This is a genomic window from Lactonifactor sp. BIOML-A5, assembly GCF_009677585.1.
Lineage (GTDB): Bacteria > Bacillota > Clostridia > Lachnospirales > Lachnospiraceae > Lactonifactor.
Map to the genome: position 1 here is coordinate 100,015 of NZ_WKYV01000005.1, position 14,606 is coordinate 114,620.

Consider the following 14,606-nt stretch of genomic DNA (forward strand, 5'->3'; position numbering starts at 1 on the left):
TAGGTTCACTTATGCAGATTCAGAAACCGCCCGGTAACCGGCTTTTAATACTGCAATGTTAGATTCATTATTTTTTATTTTTGCCAGATACCCGCAAAGCCCTTTCTCCACATCTTCCAGCGTCAAAAGATCGTCAGCTGCGGCTATTGCAGCCCCAAGTGCACAGAGGTTGGCGCTTCTTGCGTTCTTAAAATGAGCAGCAATATCGTTTGCCGGAACGGAGTATATCTTTACATTGGCAGACTCCGGTATTGTTTTTACTATGGAACTGTTTATAATGATACTTCCCCCCGGCTTTACGCTGGACATAAATTTATGCAAAGCAGGTTCGTTCATGGCAATTAAAACGTCAGGGGTTTTGGGAAATGGACTGGCCACCTCCTCGTCCCCCAGCTTGACCGTACAGTTGGCAGTGCCACCGCGCATTTCAGAGCCGTAGGAGGGAATCCATGTGACGTCCAGATCTTTTGCAGCTCCGGAATAAGCCAGGATCATACCGGCGGTTAAAACACCCTGCCCGCCGAATCCTGCAAATACAAATTCTTTCGTCATGATGCAGCACCTCCTGTCTTAATCTCTCCGATGGGATAGACGGCCATTACCTCAGAGGCAATGCGATCTACAGCAGTTACCGGGTCCATATGCCAGTTAGTGGGACAGGGAGATAAAATCTCTACACAGCTGTACCCGGCTCCGGATATCTGTGTTTCAAAGGCCCTGCGGATATACTGTTTGGTTTTCAGTATACTCTTGGCATCATGGACGCTCCCCCGGGCCAGATAAGCGGTGGATGGAATCGGACGCAGATGATCCATAATATCTACGGGCATACCGTTAAACGCAGCGGTCTTCCCGTTGACTGTGGTTGCGGTCTTCTGCCCGATCAGGGTGGTTGGGGATGCCTGTCCGCCGGTCATGCCGAATACGCCGTTATTTACAATAATTGCAGTTATTTTTTCATTGCGCTGGGCGGCATACACTGTCTCGGAAAATCCGATGGAGATGGCGTCACCGTCTCCCTGATAGGTAAACACAAGCTTGTCGGGACGGCAGCGTTTGATGCCGGAAGCGCCGGCGCCCGCCCGTCCATGGGGGCAGCCCAGCCGGTCTACCTTCAGTGTATTGTTCAGGAGACATGCACATCCAACCGCAAGGGCGCAGATGGCATCCTGCTGTTTTATGCCCATCTCATCCAGTACCTCTGCAATCAGCCGGATAATAATACCATGGCCGCAGCCGGGACAAAAACTGCTTGTACCGGAAATAAGTGCAGGAATATTTTTTGTCATATCAGTATACCTCCTTTGTACCGTTCAGTATTGCTTTGACATTTTCAATGATGTCTTCGCTTGCGGCGATCTCTCTGCCTGTAGGCATAGCATATACAGGGGTAGTTCCGTGAGAGGCAAGGTATACGTCTTCTATCATCTGCGGGATGGGAATCATCTCTACAGACAGATAGCCTTTTACTTTTCCGTTGTATTTTTGGAATGCTTTTACGGGGAAGGGCCATACAGTCATAGGCCGGATCAAACCCAGCTTCAGACCAGCGCTTCGCGCCATCTTAACCGCTTCTTTGCAGATACGGGAGCTGATTCCGTAGGACACAAGCAGTACTTCTGCGTCTTCCGCCTGAACCTCTTCCCATAGCTGCTCCTTTTCTTTCATCTCATTATAACGGCTGCAGATATGAGGAACGTACTCTTCATAGGCAAAGTCGGTATACATGCGGTCGGTCATCTTCCGTCCCATAGGGGGGCGGTCTCCGTCCATACCCAGAGCCCAGTCAAATCGATCCCGTTTGGGATACTGCTGTTCGGGAAGCTCCACGGAACCGCACATCTGACCGATGGAGGCATCGGACAATACAATGACAGGGGTGCGGTATTTTTCAGCGGTCTCAAAGGCCTTTACGACAAAATCTGCATTTTCCTGAATGGAGGATGGAGCATAAACCGGAATAAAATATCCTCCATGCCCGCCGCCTTTGGTAGTCTGGAAATAGTCCCCCTGACCTACGGTTACATCTCCAAGCCCGATGCCGAAACGGGCCACGTCCACAATAACTGCTGGAAGTTCAATGGAAGCGAGATAGGAGATTCCTTCCTGCTTCAGTGAAAATCCAGGTCCTGAGGAGCTGGTCATAACTCTCTGACCGGTGGCGGCGCCTCCGATAATCATATTGATGCCGGCAAGCTCAGATTCTGTCTGGACGAATTCGCCCCCTGCTTCCGGCAGTCTCCATGATAAGTACTCCAATATCTCTGACTGCGGAGTGATAGGATAACCCGCAAATAACCGGCATCCGGCGCGGACTGCTGCCTCCGCAAGGGCATTATTTCCCTTCATTAGCTGCTTCATAGTTATCCCACCTCCCTAAAACTAAATACGTAATCCGGACATACTGTGTAGCACATACCGCAGCCTATACACTTCTCTGTCTCAATATCCACCATGTGATATCCGTTGGCATTGGTCTCTTCAGAGAAAAAAAGTGCGTTTTGTCTGCAGGCTCTGATGCAGTACCCGCAGGACTTACAGATCTGCGGATGTAACATAATTGTGCTCATTGGTATACCCCCTTTCTTTTCTTTACAATTTTGTACTTGTTTGTTGATTGTAAACCAGAAAGGGTTCTGTACTGGAGAATGGCGTTATGTAATTTTTAACATTAGTATGTGTAGTATCTATAAAATTGTCAATAGAATTTAACAAAAAAAATAATGTTTGGATAATATTGACGAAATATTTAATGAAAAATTGTTAAATAGCAACTCTACTTAATCCGTCTGTGTGTCCCAGCACCAGTGATTCAGCACGGCCTTTTCCAGAGCTGGTATGTCTTTGCGTTTGATGGCTGAGAGTACGGCCCTGTGCCCTTCGTTGGAGCGGCGGAAGGTTTCGTACATATCAGAAGCCTGGGAAATGTTAAATGTATGTCTGGGAAACTGACGCTTGATGGACGCAATGACTTCAATTAATGTCTGATTATTTGTTTTATTTATGCAGTAGGCGTGAAACTCTTCCTGCTGTTCCACATAGTGGGGATAGTCATTCAGGTTGATGGCTGTGTCCATCAGATCGATCATATTTGACATTATCACATAGTCATAATCATTCAGAACAGGCAGCACCTGACGGATGGCATAAGTCTCCAGGCAGGCGATGACGGAGTATGCGTTCACTTCTTCCGCATGGTTGTGTTTTTTAACGAAAAACCCTTTACGGGGAACATTGTCCAGCACACGATCGGCTGCCAAAAGGAGCAGTGCTTCTCTGATAGGCGTGCGGCTGGTGCCAATCTCATTGATAAGCCCTGCCTCATCGATCTTTTCCCCTTCCGCTAATTCCCCCAGTTTTATTTTCTCAATAATGTACTCGTAGACCTGATCTACGAGGGATTTCACTTTTGCCATGATACACCTCAACACTTAGATTTATTTGCCGGCTACATTAACAGACGGCTTACTTTGGGCTCCTTCCGCGAGGCCCATGATATTTCCAATTATATCATATACTGTATAAAAGTAAAATATATTTTGTGCAATATATGCGCGAAATATAATATATAATATTTTATGATAAAATATATTGATATCGGTATAAAATATTGGTATTGTGTATTTAGTACTTGTTTGTTGCTTGGAATATATAAATATTGTGCACTTTATACAACTGCTGAAAGGAGATGATTAATTAAAGTGCAGTGTGATGTTTTAGTGAGAGCAAAACCTATTATTTGAGGAAGGAGAAACCTATATGGAAACTCAAATTAGTAAATTTAAATTATATGCAACTTTATTTGCACTTGGAGTTGCGGGTGGCTCTATCTTTATTATTCCGTATATTAAATTTGTATTTTATGATTTGCAGCTGCAGGTAACCGGCATGACGAATACCCAATCAGCACTTTTGATGACTGTGTTTTCCGTGGCATCACTGGTTTTTGATGTTCCCTGCGGTATGATCTGCGATAAGATTGACTCTAAAAAAGGACTAGTCTTCGCGCTTCTCGCCACCACGGCGGTTACACTGCTCTATGCATTTGCAAGCACACATTATGTTGTTTCCCTCTTAATCTGGATCATATTGGCGTTTTTAACCATGGGTATCTACTGGCCCATTTTTTCTAAAGTGCTGAATATTATCGGGAATAAGACCGGCACAGCAGGCCGCTCCGGGTCTTCCTTTGGCTGGTACTATGCCTTCAACGGCATCAGCGCTGCAGTGCTGGAGGCATTGGCTCTGTGGGTTTCCACAAGATTCGAAGATCCTGTCATGAGCTTCCGCATGGCCATTCTGGTAGCGGCAGGCTCCACCATCCTGGCCACTGTACTGATTATTTTCTTATTTGACAGTGAGCTGACAGCTCCGGAAGCGGTTCAGGCTGAGACAGAGAAAAAGCACAGCGGCATAGAACTGAATCAGCTTACGGAGGTACTAAGAAATCCCAGTGTCTGGATGATGATGATAATCTGTATGATTGCCTACTGTATGTACAGCATGATGTCCTACTTTACCCCGTTTTTAACTGCAGTAGTGGGGGTGTCCCCGGAAGCTTCCGGAGTGTTTGCCATCATTCGAACTTACATATTCCTGATCCTGGCGCTGGTGGGCGGTCTGATCGCGGACAAAGTGTTTAAGGGCACGACCAAATGGATTATGCTGGTATTTTTTGTGACGGCTGTCATCATCGGGGGACTCTTTATTATGCCTCATAATGCCAATGTGATGCTCATCAGCATCTATACCCTGATTCCTGCAGCATTGGTGCAGATGTCTTATCCCATCAAGTACTCTGTGATAGGAGAAATCGGTGTAAAGCAGCACCTTTTAGGGACCGCTACCGGCCTGGCGGCTCTGGCGGGGGCGCTGCCGGATCTGGTGCTTGGTCCATTTATCGGCAGCATGCTGGACACCAGGGGAAATGATGCTTATTATATTCTCTTTGGGATTCTCATTGTACTTCTTTTGACAGGCTGCTTCTGCTGCTGGCGCATCGTCCGGAAGCAAAAGGCCGCAAAACTGGCATAGAGACAATTGTTTTGCAGGAGGTGGTTTATGATTGACAAAGTAACAACGCTTATGGCAGCGGTGGATACCATCCATTCCGGCAATACCATAATGGTAGGAGGATTTACTATTTCAGGCTGTCCCCTGGGACTGCTGAAGGAATTATCAAGACGCCCCATAAGTAATCTCACCACAATTTCGGAAGACATAGGCTTTGCAAATACAGCATCCTTCCCCGCAGAGGCGATCCGAGAACTTTTTACCGGCGGGAGGATCCGAAAGGTATGTGCCTCCTTTATCGGGGCTAATCCTTTTGTAAATGAGCTCATTCAAAAGGGAGAACTGGAATATGAACTGATCCCCCAGGGTACCCTGGCGGAGCGCATTCGGGCCGGGGGTTCCGGGATCGCCGGATTCTATACGCCAACGGGAATCGGCACCATCGCTGAAAAAGGGAAGGAGAAAAAAGTAATCAATGGGAAGGAGTTCCTGCTGGAACTGCCTCTCCGGGCAGATGTGGCTCTGGTTAAGGCCTATAAGGCAGATCCCATGGGCAACGCCGTGTTCAAGTATTCTTCAATGAACTTTAATCCGCTTATGGCAATGGCTGCGGATAAGGTTATTTTGGAGGTAGAAAAACTAGTGGAGATCGGTGAAATCAACCCGGAATTGGTGCAGCTGCCTGGTATTTTTGTAGATCAGGTGATCCTGTCGGAGAGGAGGGCTGCAGATGTACAAAAAACGTGAGATCATTGCCCTTAATATTGCCAATATGCTGCACGATGGTGATTTTGTGAACCTGGGAGTGGGAATGCCTACCCTGGTAGGGCGCTATATCCCCAGAGACATTACCGTATGGCTGCACGGGGAAAATGGCTGTGTGGGGCAGGACGCCACCATCACCGGAACCCAGGAGGAGATGCAGCGCTGGAAAGCGGAGCACGGAGGCGAGGACAGTGACTGGAAAACCGGACACAGAGATTTGATCAACGCCAGCTGTGAGTATGTAACACTCCTTCCGGGAGGCTGCTGCTTTGACAGCTCCATAGCTTTTGCAATGGCAAGAGGGGGCCATTTGGATGCCACAGTCCTGGGCGGCTTACAAGTGGACGAAGAGGGAAATCTGGCCAACTGGATGGTTCCCGGCAAGCGGGTTCCTGGCATGGGCGGCGCCATGGATTTGGTATGCAGTGCCAAAAAGGTAATCATTGCCATGGAACACTGCACAAAGGACGGAGAGCCTAAACTTTTGAAAAGATGTACTATGCCCCTGACTGCAGTAGCCTGTGTGGACGTTGTGGTGACAGAATTCTGCATCCTGGAGCGCCGTGGCGGGCAATTTGTGGTGACGGCCATGAACCCGGAGATTGATAGAGAGGAACTGATAAAGATAACAGAAATGGAGCTGGTTTTTGATAAAAGGCTTCATGTGATGGAGATGCCCGCAGATTAGAAGTTTACAGAGAAGAGGAATACGATGGTAATTGATGGAATCATGTCGGTAATCAACAAATACATCGAACTTGGTGATTTCCTCTGGGAAATTCCTATGCTTATATTTCTTACTATAATTGCCCTAATGTATACCGTAGGGACCAGAGGCTTCCAGTTCCGCTATTTTGGGCACAGCATAAACTCTACATTGGGACAGCAGATTCGGGGTACGGCGGCCGGGACAACACAAAAAGGAATATCCTCCTTCCAGGCCCTGTGTATGGCCCTATGCAACACATTAGGGGTTGGCAACATCGCAGGAGTAGCCGTATCCATTGCCCTCGGCGGGCCTGGAGCAGTTTTCTGGCTCTGGCTTGCAGGAATATTGGGACTGATTATCAAATACGGAGAAATAGCGCTGGGTGTAAAATACCGGGAGGTAGATCCGGAGACAGGTATGTACCGGGGCGGCTTAATGTGGTATGTGGAGAAGGGACTGGGCAGGAGGTTTAAATGGCTGGCGGTGTTCTACGCGGCTACCTATGTAGTTTCTAATCTCAATGCGCCCGCAGTACAAGTGAATACCATTGCTTCTTCGGTGACTACGTGTTTTACTCATGTTCCTCCCATGCTGGTTGGCGTAATCGCTTCCGGGTTAATGGGAACGGTATTGTTAGGCGGCTTAAAACGTATCAGTAAGGTGGCAGAACGGATTGTCCCTTTTATGTCAGTGGCCTATATGGCCATTGTAGTGATTATTCTGCTGATGAATTTTACCAAAATTCCTTACATATTTGAACTTATTTTTAAGTATGCAGTGACCGACGCAAAGGCAGCCGCCGGCGGGTTTGGAGGCGCTACGGTGTCAATGGCCGCCAGGTATGGCTTTGCCCGGGGATTTTATTCTAATGGGGCAGGGATGGGCGATACGGCATTTTCTCATGCTTCCAGCGATGTGGATCATCCGGCCAAGCAGGGCATGTGGGGCATCAGCGAGGTGCTCATAGATACCATTATCTGTACCTGCACAGCGTTTGCAATCTTAATTACAGGAAGCTGGGAGAGCGGCGAAAGCGGCGCTGCCCTCACTACCCAGGCCATATCCAGGGGATTAAAAGCCCCTGTGCTGGCGAACCTCTTTGTCATGGCAGCAGTCATCTTTTTTGCCCTTACCACAGCAGTCATGTGCGCTTATTATGGGGAGATCTGTCTTCGTTATTTTACAAAGAGTAAAATTGCTTCTAATGTATACCGCCTTCTGATCTGCCTGATGGCTGTTTTTTCCACCAATCCTGTATTTGTGGAACGCGTGGATATCCTTTGGCGGGTGGGAGACAGCAATGTGGCAATTCTTATTATGCTAAGTTTGGTGGTCCTGGTACTTCTTCGAAAGGATGTGTATGCCATAACGAGGGATTATGAAAGTAAATATTTAAAAGGAAAGAAGCAGTAAGATATATGCCTGCAGCAAAACGATGAGCGAGAGGAAAGGAGAATATATTATGAAACCATATGCAATCGTAGAATGGAACGATACAAAATCAGAGGCAAAGGGATGGCTGTGTGTATACAACCTGGTAGAACATTATTCAGGGGGCGGTGTCCGTATGCATCCCTCTGTAACGAAAGAGGAAGTTATCCGCCTGGCTAAGATGATGGCCTACAAATACAATGCCGCCGGTGCCGACGACTGCGGAGGAATGAAAGCTGGGATTGTATACGACAGCAAAGCACCGGATGCCTATGAGGTACTGAAACGGTTTATACAGGCCATCCGCCCTTATGTGGATCTCGGCCTTGGGATCGGGGCTGACCTGGGAACCAAAGGACCTGACTTTTATAGGATCTTTGAAGAACTGGGGATGCGGGTACCGGCTACTAAGACCCATTGTGAGGACCCGGTCTGCATCAAAGGTCGTGAGCAGATTCCCATACTGGTGGATGCCATGATTGACGGGTTCACGTTAAACGATGCCATGACAGGCTATGGAGTAGCCTTTGCTGCGGATGAGGCATGGAAAATCCGGCACCAGGAAGCCGGCGGTGCCCGTGTGGTAATACAGGGCTTTGGCTGCGTAGGTGCCAGCTGTGCTTCGAAAATGAAGCAATTGGGATATACAGTGATAGGAATTGCAGACGCTCAGAATCTGGTGGTCTGCGAAGAGGGGCTTGATGTAGCCGAATTAATTGCCCACAAGAACCAGTACGGCGAGATGGATCCTGCGTATTTCCCAGAGACCTACGCTGTCCGCCCCAATACAGACTGGCTGGATATAGACTGTGATATTCTGATTCCGGCAGCCCTTGAGGATGTAATCAACGCAGGCAACCCGGATAAACTGGGGGACAAACTGCTGGTAGAGGGGGCCAACATCCCGGTATCTGCTGAAGCAGATGAAGTACTCCGCAAAAGAAATGTGGACATGGTTCCGGACTTCATAGCGAATGTGGGTGCCATCCGATTCTTTTCCCGCTGCCGGCGCTGTCAGATAGAATTCACAGCGGAGGGTGCCATCCGGGACATTGAGGAGGGCGTTCGTGATAACGTGAGGATGCTGTTTGCAGAAAAAGATAATACCGGAAGATACATCCGGGATATAGCCTACGAAAGGTTTGAGCCCACAATACAGACAGAATTTGAATTCACATCAAATCGCTGAGAATGCAGTGATCGCAGTTAGTTATAAGTGGCTGACCGGTGAAATCCCGGCCAGCCGCTTATTTCTGTGCTATGCCATAGAGCATAAAATCAATGGTTTTAGACAGCTTTTCTTCATGAGCGATCATTATGTTTTCCAAATCTCCCCCGGGAATGGTTTCGCTGCTGAAGTAGCCATTAAACATTTCCTGAATAATCTCATAATATTCTAATGCCTCCTCTTGTGTCACACCGTCCCGCAAAGTGATTTCTGTAAGCACCGTCCGATAAAGATTCCGGTTCAACTGGTTAAATTCCTTTTTGGATTCTGCTATGGCATCGGCCAATTCTGGCTGTGGCTGCAGCAATGCCTCAAAAAATATGCGGGCACAACTGGGATGCTCCAAAAAATACTGAAACCGGAGTTCCAGATATCTTCTTAGATCACCTTTAATATTCTGTTCTTTTAAGAAGGCGGTTACATCTGAAAAACACTTTGATACACACGCCAGATAAAGCTCATCCTTTCCCTTAAAGTTATGATAGAATAACCCTTTTGAAATTCCATGGTTATAGCAGACCCCATTAAGGGTGAAGCCCGCATACCCTTTCGTACCGAATTCCTGGATGCCTGCCTCAATAATTTTCTTCTTTGTCAGTTCTGTTCTTTCCTTTTGCTTCATCTGCTTCACCTCTAAAAATAGATTAAACTACTATACAATAGTAAATAGTATAAATAGTAAAAAACATATAGTCAATAAGCGAATTCCTGCGGCCCCTTTTCCCTGTGATTATTGACTAATGTTTATATCTGTGATAATCTATTTATAGACTGATTGGTCTATAAAATAAAGTGAGAGAGTATATACTATGTCTTATGTGTTAAGGTTTTTGACAGTTATTGTATTTGCAAAGCTGATTTGCAAGCTTGTTTCAAAGATTAGGCTGCCCTCCATTTTGGGCTGGCTCATTACCGGTATGATTTTCGGTCCTCATGCGCTGGATCTGCTCAATGAAAGCATATTAAATACCACGTGGTATCAGTCCATGGTACATATCCTGGAATGTGCAGTAGGTTTAATGATCGGTACGGAACTGGTCTGGAAAAAAATTAAAAAATCTGGAAAAGCAATTGTACTTACCACGTTTACACAGTCCATTGGTACGTTTTTGTTCGTCTCCCTCATATTCGGAGCCGTATTTTACTTCTCGGATATTCCGCTGTATCTGTCTTTTATCTTTGGAGGGATTGCCTTGGCTACAGCCCCGGCCCCCGCACTTTCCATTGTCAGGGAATTTAAGACAAAAGGCCCGGTTACCAGTACTCTAATTCCTATGGCCGCATTAGATGATATCATCGGCTGCATTGTGTTTTTTACAACCATCGCTGTTATTGCAGGAAATCTGTCAGCAGGGAAACTTCCATCCTATATGGTTGCACTAGTGGTTATCCTTCCCCTTGTTATAGGATTAGCTGTGGGACTAAACACGGGATTTTTAATAAAAAGGGAAAACAATCCATATAAGTCATTTATCTTAATGCTTCTGGGCATTCTGGCGGCGTCTGCTTTGGGGTTTATTGTTAACCGCCGGGTGCTGCCTGAGCCGGTACTGAACTTTATGCTGATTGGGATGGCTTTTTCAGCTGCATTTTCAAACATAATACAAGAAGAGAAACTGGAAAAACTAATGAAGATGTTTAACCCCCTGCTCAGCTTTTCTATGGTTGTAGTGATTCTCAATCTGGGAGCGCCTTTGGATTACCATTTGATGTTAGGCGCAGGAGCCTTTACTGCTATTTATATTGCGTCACGGGCTGCAGGAAAATATTTTGGAGCATATTTTGGAGCAGCCATTACAAAGTCACCAAAGACAGTAAAAAGATATTTGGGTTTTACACTGCTGCCTCATTCCGGTGTATCTTTAGTTTTTACCGGAATTGCAGTTTCTGTATTGAACGGTCCGGCGCCGGAATGTACAAAAATCATACAGGGCACGATCGCGGCCGCCGCTGTGATCAACGAAATTATTGCTGTAATTATGGCGAAAAAAGGCTTTGAATGGGCTGGTGAGTTTAAAAAGGACCTTGAAAATAAAAAAATACTTACTAAACTTTAGAGAGAAAGTTTAAACATAATTGCCAATTGATTTCTTTTTGGACAGGATTTATAATACAAAATATACAACGTGTGCGAGCACAAGACAAGGAGAAATATGAAGGTAACTATTAAAAAAATTGCAGAGGTAGCAAATGTGTCCCGGGGGACGGTAGATCGTGCCCTGAACCATCGGCCTGGTATCAATGCGGAGGTAGCTCAGAAAATTCTGAAAATTGCAGATGAACTGGGATATCAGCCGGATCCGGCGGCAAAAGCATTGGCGGCCAGGCGGTATGTGCCAAAAAAGATAGGTGTTCTCCTTTGCTCTGAAGGGAACCCGTTTTTCCTTAAGGTCATTGAGGGAGTGAATCATGCATTGGAAGAGCTGCAGCACTTCGGTATTGAAAGCATTCAGGTGAACATCAAAGGCTTTGATTCACAGGTACAGATTCAGAAGATTGAGGAACTGGTAGGCCAGGGGATTAATGGTCTGGTTCTCACGCCGATTAACTCTGAGGAAGTAGCAGAGAAACTGCGGGAACTGCAGCAGCAGGGAATAGAGGTAGTAACTGTCAATACGGATATTCCCAATGTGCGCAAGTTAGCTTATGTGGGCTGTGATTACCTGGCAAGCGGTCAGGTGGCGGGAGAGTTGATGGGAATGATGAGCAACGGCTTAAAGGAACAGATAGCCATTGTAATCGGATCCAGACAGATATTGGCTCAGGACATACGCCTGAAGGGTATTAAGGATACCCTGAAGTCGGATTTCCCTAATGTATCTGTAAAAGCTGTTCTGGAGAACAACGATGATGATGAGAGATCCTATGAACTGGTGAAAGCACTTCTGGAGGAATCTTCCGATATTACCAGGCTATGCTTTGCAGCAGCCGGTGTGGCAGGAGGACTCCGTGCTTTGAAGGAATTGCAGCTTGAGCGCAAGATTAAGGTAATCACCTATGACCTGACAGATATTGTAAGGGAAAACATTGAGAAAGGTCTGATATCTGCTACTGTATGCCAGGAGCCGTTCCGGCAGGGCTACAATGGCGTGGAGATTATGGGAAAGTATCTGCTGTACGGGCAGAAGCCGGAAAAAAGTGTAGTACATACCCATGTTTTCATTTCAACAAAATATAATCTGTAAATAAGCAGATAGTGATTAAAAATTCTCTTTACTGTTTTAAAAATGGTAAAGAGAAAAAAATGGCGCTGACCGTGTTCGCACACAGTCAAAAACAATCATACAAGTTAAGCGGAGGAAAAATATGAAAACTAAAAGTGCGGGAAACGCAGATACCCATGGATTCTGGAAGCGGATGACTTCCAGAGCGGAGTTCAGTGTATTGATTGGACTTCTGGTACTGATAATAGGTATGAGCTTTGCAAGCCCGGTCTTTATGACCTTTAACAACATTTTCAATGTACTGAGCCAGATTTCCAGATATGGAATTATATCCGTTGGGATGGCCCTGATTATTATCACCGGCGGAATTGATTTGTCTGTGGGATATGCAGTGGGGCTCTGTGCTACCATGGCAGCCTATCTGACAACCAATGCAGGCCTGCCCTGGCCTGCAGTGCTGATATTAATTTTACTTCTGGGAGCAGTTATCGGTATGGTAAACGGACTGTTGGTGACCAGGCTTGCCCTTCCCGCATTCATCGTAACTCTTGCAGCCGGTAAGATTATCTCGGGATGCACCATGCTTCTGACCAGCGGACGCCCCATTGATTTTGATTCTCCTTTGGCTGTATTGGGAAGCGGGTATGTAGGTCCTGTGCCTATGTGTGTAATACTCATGTTTCTGATTATTATTCTGGGAACAATTTTTGCACAGTGCACACAGCCGGGGCGGAATATATATGCCATCGGCAACAATCCCAGAGCAGCGGCCCTGTCCGGGATTAAGGTAAAGAAAATGACCTGTCTGGTTTATGTCATTCAAAGTGTGCTCTGCGCTTTCTGCGGGATTGTAGTTGCGGGAAATCTTTACAGCGCCGATGCTACGCTGGGGACCGGATATGACATTGATACCATCGCGGCCGTTGTTATTGGAGGGGTTTCCATGACAGGCGGTGAGGGAACTATATGGGGAGCATTAATCGGAGCGTCTATCATGGGTGTGCTGAAAAATGCATTTGTGTTACTGAGTGTATCATCCTACTGGCAGTCCATCGTGATTGGTCTCGTAATCATCTTTGCGGTCACCATCGATAGAATCAGGGCCAACCGGAAAGCTGTCTGAGGAGTACATATAAATTAAATGGAGAAAGGTAAAGGAGGAAGCAACATGAGAAAAAATTGGAAAAGATTTACAGGGGTATTTTTAGCAGCATCATTGGCAGTCTGTTCTATGGCTGCATGCGGGGAGAAAAAGGAGGAAGCTCCGAAGGAGGATACCGCAGAAGAAGCCTCCGCTGACACAGACAAAGGGGAGGCTGCCGGTGATGTGAAGCCTATGGGCGATATTCCGGAAGGCTTTAACTACGACCCGCTGCCAAACAGTGAGGGCAAAGAGATTAAGATTGCAACGCTTACCGTTTCCAACAACCCATTCTGGAACACAGTAGTAGAAGGTATTGATGCGGCAAAAGAATTCCTGGCGGATCAGAACGTAACGGTGGACGTGATTGAATTTGATGATTTTGACGGACAGGCTTTCGCAGAGGCAATTGATACCTGCGTGGTAAAGGGATACGACGCCATTACAACTGTAGGTGTGGCTGACACCATTGTTCCCGCTATTGACAAGGCAACCAAAGCAGGAATTCCGGTATATACCTTTAACTCTGATACAGAGAAGGAATCCACACGTACTGCTTTTGTAGGGCAGGACCTCTATGCCGCAGGCGGCGAGATTGCCAAGAAACTGGCTGAGCTGACGGAAGATTCCGGAAAGATAGGCGTTATCACTGGTTACTATAATGTAAATGCCCATGAACTCCGCCGTCAGGGATTTGAGAATGAGATTAAAAACCACAGTGGAATGGAAATCGTAGGTTCTGTGGAAAATCACGACTCCGGGGACGAGGCTTATACAGCAACCAAAGACTTTATCACTGCAAATCCAGACTTAAAAGGTATCGTTGTAACCGCAGGGGGGCCTCAGGGCGCAGCCAAAGCAATTGAAGAACTGAATCTGACCGATCAGGTACAGCTGGTATGCTTTGACACAACAGATGAGATCGTGAGCTATCTGGAAAAAGGTGTAATTAAAGCTACGATTACCCAGGATCCATTCGGACAGGGATGCGACCCCATTATCCTGGCCTACAATGAGATTGTTTCAGGTAAAGCGGATGTGACGGGTACGGCCTATACAAAGATGGATATCTATACACCGGACAACGTGGGAGAACTGGCAAAATAGATTGATTTTGCAGCTTTACCGCTGAGATAACTGATAAAAAGAAGGCAG

15 protein-coding genes are annotated in these 14,606 nt (G+C 46.5%); 9 read left to right on the forward strand and 6 right to left on the reverse strand.

Features of this window, described 5'->3' with window-relative positions; translation table 11 throughout:
• Positions 1-9: 9 nt before the first annotated feature.
• From GKG41_RS05220 to GKG41_RS05240, 5 genes are all read right to left on the reverse strand, one after another.
• Positions 10-552 carry a 2-oxoacid:acceptor oxidoreductase family protein gene (locus GKG41_RS05220; protein ID WP_154257509.1) on the reverse strand — a complete coding sequence of 181 codons (543 nt, stop codon included), beginning with the start codon at positions 550-552 and terminating at the stop codon, positions 10-12.
• Positions 549-1,289: a thiamine pyrophosphate-dependent enzyme gene (locus GKG41_RS05225; RefSeq protein WP_154257510.1), complete on the reverse strand. Its 741-nt coding sequence runs from the start codon at positions 1,287-1,289 to the stop codon at positions 549-551. Before GKG41_RS05225 ends, GKG41_RS05220 begins: the two co-directional genes overlap by 4 nt.
• A gap of 1 nt (position 1,290) precedes the next feature.
• Complete coding sequence (gene vorB / locus GKG41_RS05230) at positions 1,291-2,361, reverse strand: 3-methyl-2-oxobutanoate dehydrogenase subunit VorB (RefSeq protein WP_199884583.1); 1,071 nt, start codon at positions 2,359-2,361, stop codon at positions 1,291-1,293.
• 2 nt (positions 2,362-2,363) lie between these two features.
• On the reverse strand, positions 2,364-2,570 hold the full coding sequence (locus tag GKG41_RS05235; protein WP_154257511.1) for a 4Fe-4S dicluster domain-containing protein: 207 nt from the start codon (positions 2,568-2,570) through the stop codon (positions 2,364-2,366).
• 210 nt (positions 2,571-2,780) lie between these two features.
• Complete coding sequence (locus GKG41_RS05240; RefSeq protein ID WP_154257512.1) at positions 2,781-3,416, reverse strand: GntR family transcriptional regulator; 636 nt, start codon at positions 3,414-3,416, stop codon at positions 2,781-2,783.
• 343 nt (positions 3,417-3,759) lie between these two features.
• Between GKG41_RS05240 and GKG41_RS05245 the strand changes: the two genes are divergently transcribed.
• The 5 genes from GKG41_RS05245 to GKG41_RS05265 are packed head-to-tail and all read left to right on the forward strand — an operon-like array spanning position 3,760 to position 9,107.
• Complete coding sequence (locus GKG41_RS05245; protein ID WP_154257513.1) at positions 3,760-5,034, forward strand: MFS transporter; 1,275 nt, start codon at positions 3,760-3,762, stop codon at positions 5,032-5,034.
• 27 nt (positions 5,035-5,061) lie between these two features.
• The gene (locus GKG41_RS05250) at positions 5,062-5,760 is read left to right on the forward strand and encodes a CoA transferase subunit A (protein ID WP_154257514.1); all 699 of its coding nucleotides are present in this window, start codon (positions 5,062-5,064) and stop codon (positions 5,758-5,760) included.
• Positions 5,744-6,466 carry a 3-oxoacid CoA-transferase subunit B gene (locus GKG41_RS05255; RefSeq protein ID WP_154257515.1) on the forward strand — a complete coding sequence of 241 codons (723 nt, stop codon included), beginning with the start codon at positions 5,744-5,746 and terminating at the stop codon, positions 6,464-6,466. The genes GKG41_RS05250 and GKG41_RS05255 overlap by 17 nt, the downstream gene beginning before the upstream one ends.
• 24 nt (positions 6,467-6,490) lie before the next feature.
• Entirely contained in the window at positions 6,491-7,900 is a 1,410-nt protein-coding gene (locus GKG41_RS05260; RefSeq protein WP_154257516.1) for an amino acid carrier protein, read from the forward strand.
• A 49-nt stretch (positions 7,901-7,949) separates the two neighbouring features.
• On the forward strand, positions 7,950-9,107 hold the full coding sequence (locus tag GKG41_RS05265; RefSeq protein ID WP_173015520.1) for a Glu/Leu/Phe/Val dehydrogenase: 1,158 nt from the start codon (positions 7,950-7,952) through the stop codon (positions 9,105-9,107).
• Positions 9,108-9,165: 58 nt separating this feature from the next.
• Here GKG41_RS05265 and GKG41_RS05270 read toward each other — a convergent pair whose 3' ends face one another.
• Positions 9,166-9,768 (reverse strand): TetR/AcrR family transcriptional regulator, encoded by a 603-nt coding sequence (locus GKG41_RS05270; protein ID WP_154257518.1) that lies wholly within the window; start codon positions 9,766-9,768, stop codon positions 9,166-9,168.
• Positions 9,769-9,955: 187 nt separating this feature from the next.
• Here GKG41_RS05270 and GKG41_RS05275 point away from each other — a divergent pair, with 187 nt between their 5' ends.
• The 4 genes from GKG41_RS05275 to GKG41_RS05290 all read left to right on the forward strand — a co-directional run bounded on the left by GKG41_RS05275 (position 9,956) and on the right by GKG41_RS05290 (position 14,558).
• Entirely contained in the window at positions 9,956-11,203 is a 1,248-nt protein-coding gene (locus tag GKG41_RS05275; RefSeq protein WP_154257519.1) for a cation:proton antiporter, read from the forward strand.
• 96 nt (positions 11,204-11,299) lie between these two features.
• Positions 11,300-12,331, forward strand: a complete 1,032-nt coding sequence (locus tag GKG41_RS05280; RefSeq protein WP_154257520.1) for a LacI family DNA-binding transcriptional regulator — start codon at positions 11,300-11,302, stop codon at positions 12,329-12,331.
• Positions 12,332-12,452: 121 nt separating this feature from the next.
• Positions 12,453-13,433: an ABC transporter permease gene (locus GKG41_RS05285; RefSeq protein WP_154257521.1), complete on the forward strand. Its 981-nt coding sequence runs from the start codon at positions 12,453-12,455 to the stop codon at positions 13,431-13,433.
• Between the two features lie 45 nt (positions 13,434-13,478).
• The gene (locus GKG41_RS05290) at positions 13,479-14,558 is read left to right on the forward strand and encodes a substrate-binding domain-containing protein (protein WP_173015521.1); all 1,080 of its coding nucleotides are present in this window, start codon (positions 13,479-13,481) and stop codon (positions 14,556-14,558) included.
• The last annotated feature ends 48 nt before the right edge of the window (positions 14,559-14,606 follow it).

What these genes read in the sequence shown, in the direction of transcription:
- GKG41_RS05270 (WP_154257518.1), bottom strand. Translation starts at nt 9,768, where the DNA reads ATGAAGCAAAAGGAAAGAACAGAACTGACAAAGAAGAAAATTATTGAG.
- GKG41_RS05225 (WP_154257510.1), bottom strand. Translation starts at nt 1,289, where the DNA reads ATGACAAAAAATATTCCTGCACTTATTTCCGGTACAAGCAGTTTTTGT.
- GKG41_RS05280 (WP_154257520.1), top strand. Translation starts at nt 11,300, where the DNA reads ATGAAGGTAACTATTAAAAAAATTGCAGAGGTAGCAAATGTGTCCCGG.
- GKG41_RS05240 (WP_154257512.1), bottom strand. Translation starts at nt 3,416, where the DNA reads ATGGCAAAAGTGAAATCCCTCGTAGATCAGGTCTACGAGTACATTATT.
- GKG41_RS05250 (WP_154257514.1), top strand. Translation starts at nt 5,062, where the DNA reads ATGATTGACAAAGTAACAACGCTTATGGCAGCGGTGGATACCATCCAT.
- vorB (WP_199884583.1), bottom strand. Translation starts at nt 2,361, where the DNA reads ATGAAGCAGCTAATGAAGGGAAATAATGCCCTTGCGGAGGCAGCAGTC.
- GKG41_RS05265 (WP_173015520.1), top strand. Translation starts at nt 7,950, where the DNA reads ATGAAACCATATGCAATCGTAGAATGGAACGATACAAAATCAGAGGCA.
- GKG41_RS05245 (WP_154257513.1), top strand. Translation starts at nt 3,760, where the DNA reads ATGGAAACTCAAATTAGTAAATTTAAATTATATGCAACTTTATTTGCA.
- GKG41_RS05220 (WP_154257509.1), bottom strand. Translation starts at nt 552, where the DNA reads ATGACGAAAGAATTTGTATTTGCAGGATTCGGCGGGCAGGGTGTTTTA.
- GKG41_RS05285 (WP_154257521.1), top strand. Translation starts at nt 12,453, where the DNA reads ATGAAAACTAAAAGTGCGGGAAACGCAGATACCCATGGATTCTGGAAG.
- GKG41_RS05235 (WP_154257511.1), bottom strand. Translation starts at nt 2,570, where the DNA reads ATGAGCACAATTATGTTACATCCGCAGATCTGTAAGTCCTGCGGGTAC.
- GKG41_RS05290 (WP_173015521.1), top strand. Translation starts at nt 13,479, where the DNA reads ATGAGAAAAAATTGGAAAAGATTTACAGGGGTATTTTTAGCAGCATCA.
- GKG41_RS05255 (WP_154257515.1), top strand. Translation starts at nt 5,744, where the DNA reads ATGTACAAAAAACGTGAGATCATTGCCCTTAATATTGCCAATATGCTG.
- GKG41_RS05275 (WP_154257519.1), top strand. Translation starts at nt 9,956, where the DNA reads ATGTCTTATGTGTTAAGGTTTTTGACAGTTATTGTATTTGCAAAGCTG.
- GKG41_RS05260 (WP_154257516.1), top strand. Translation starts at nt 6,491, where the DNA reads ATGGTAATTGATGGAATCATGTCGGTAATCAACAAATACATCGAACTT.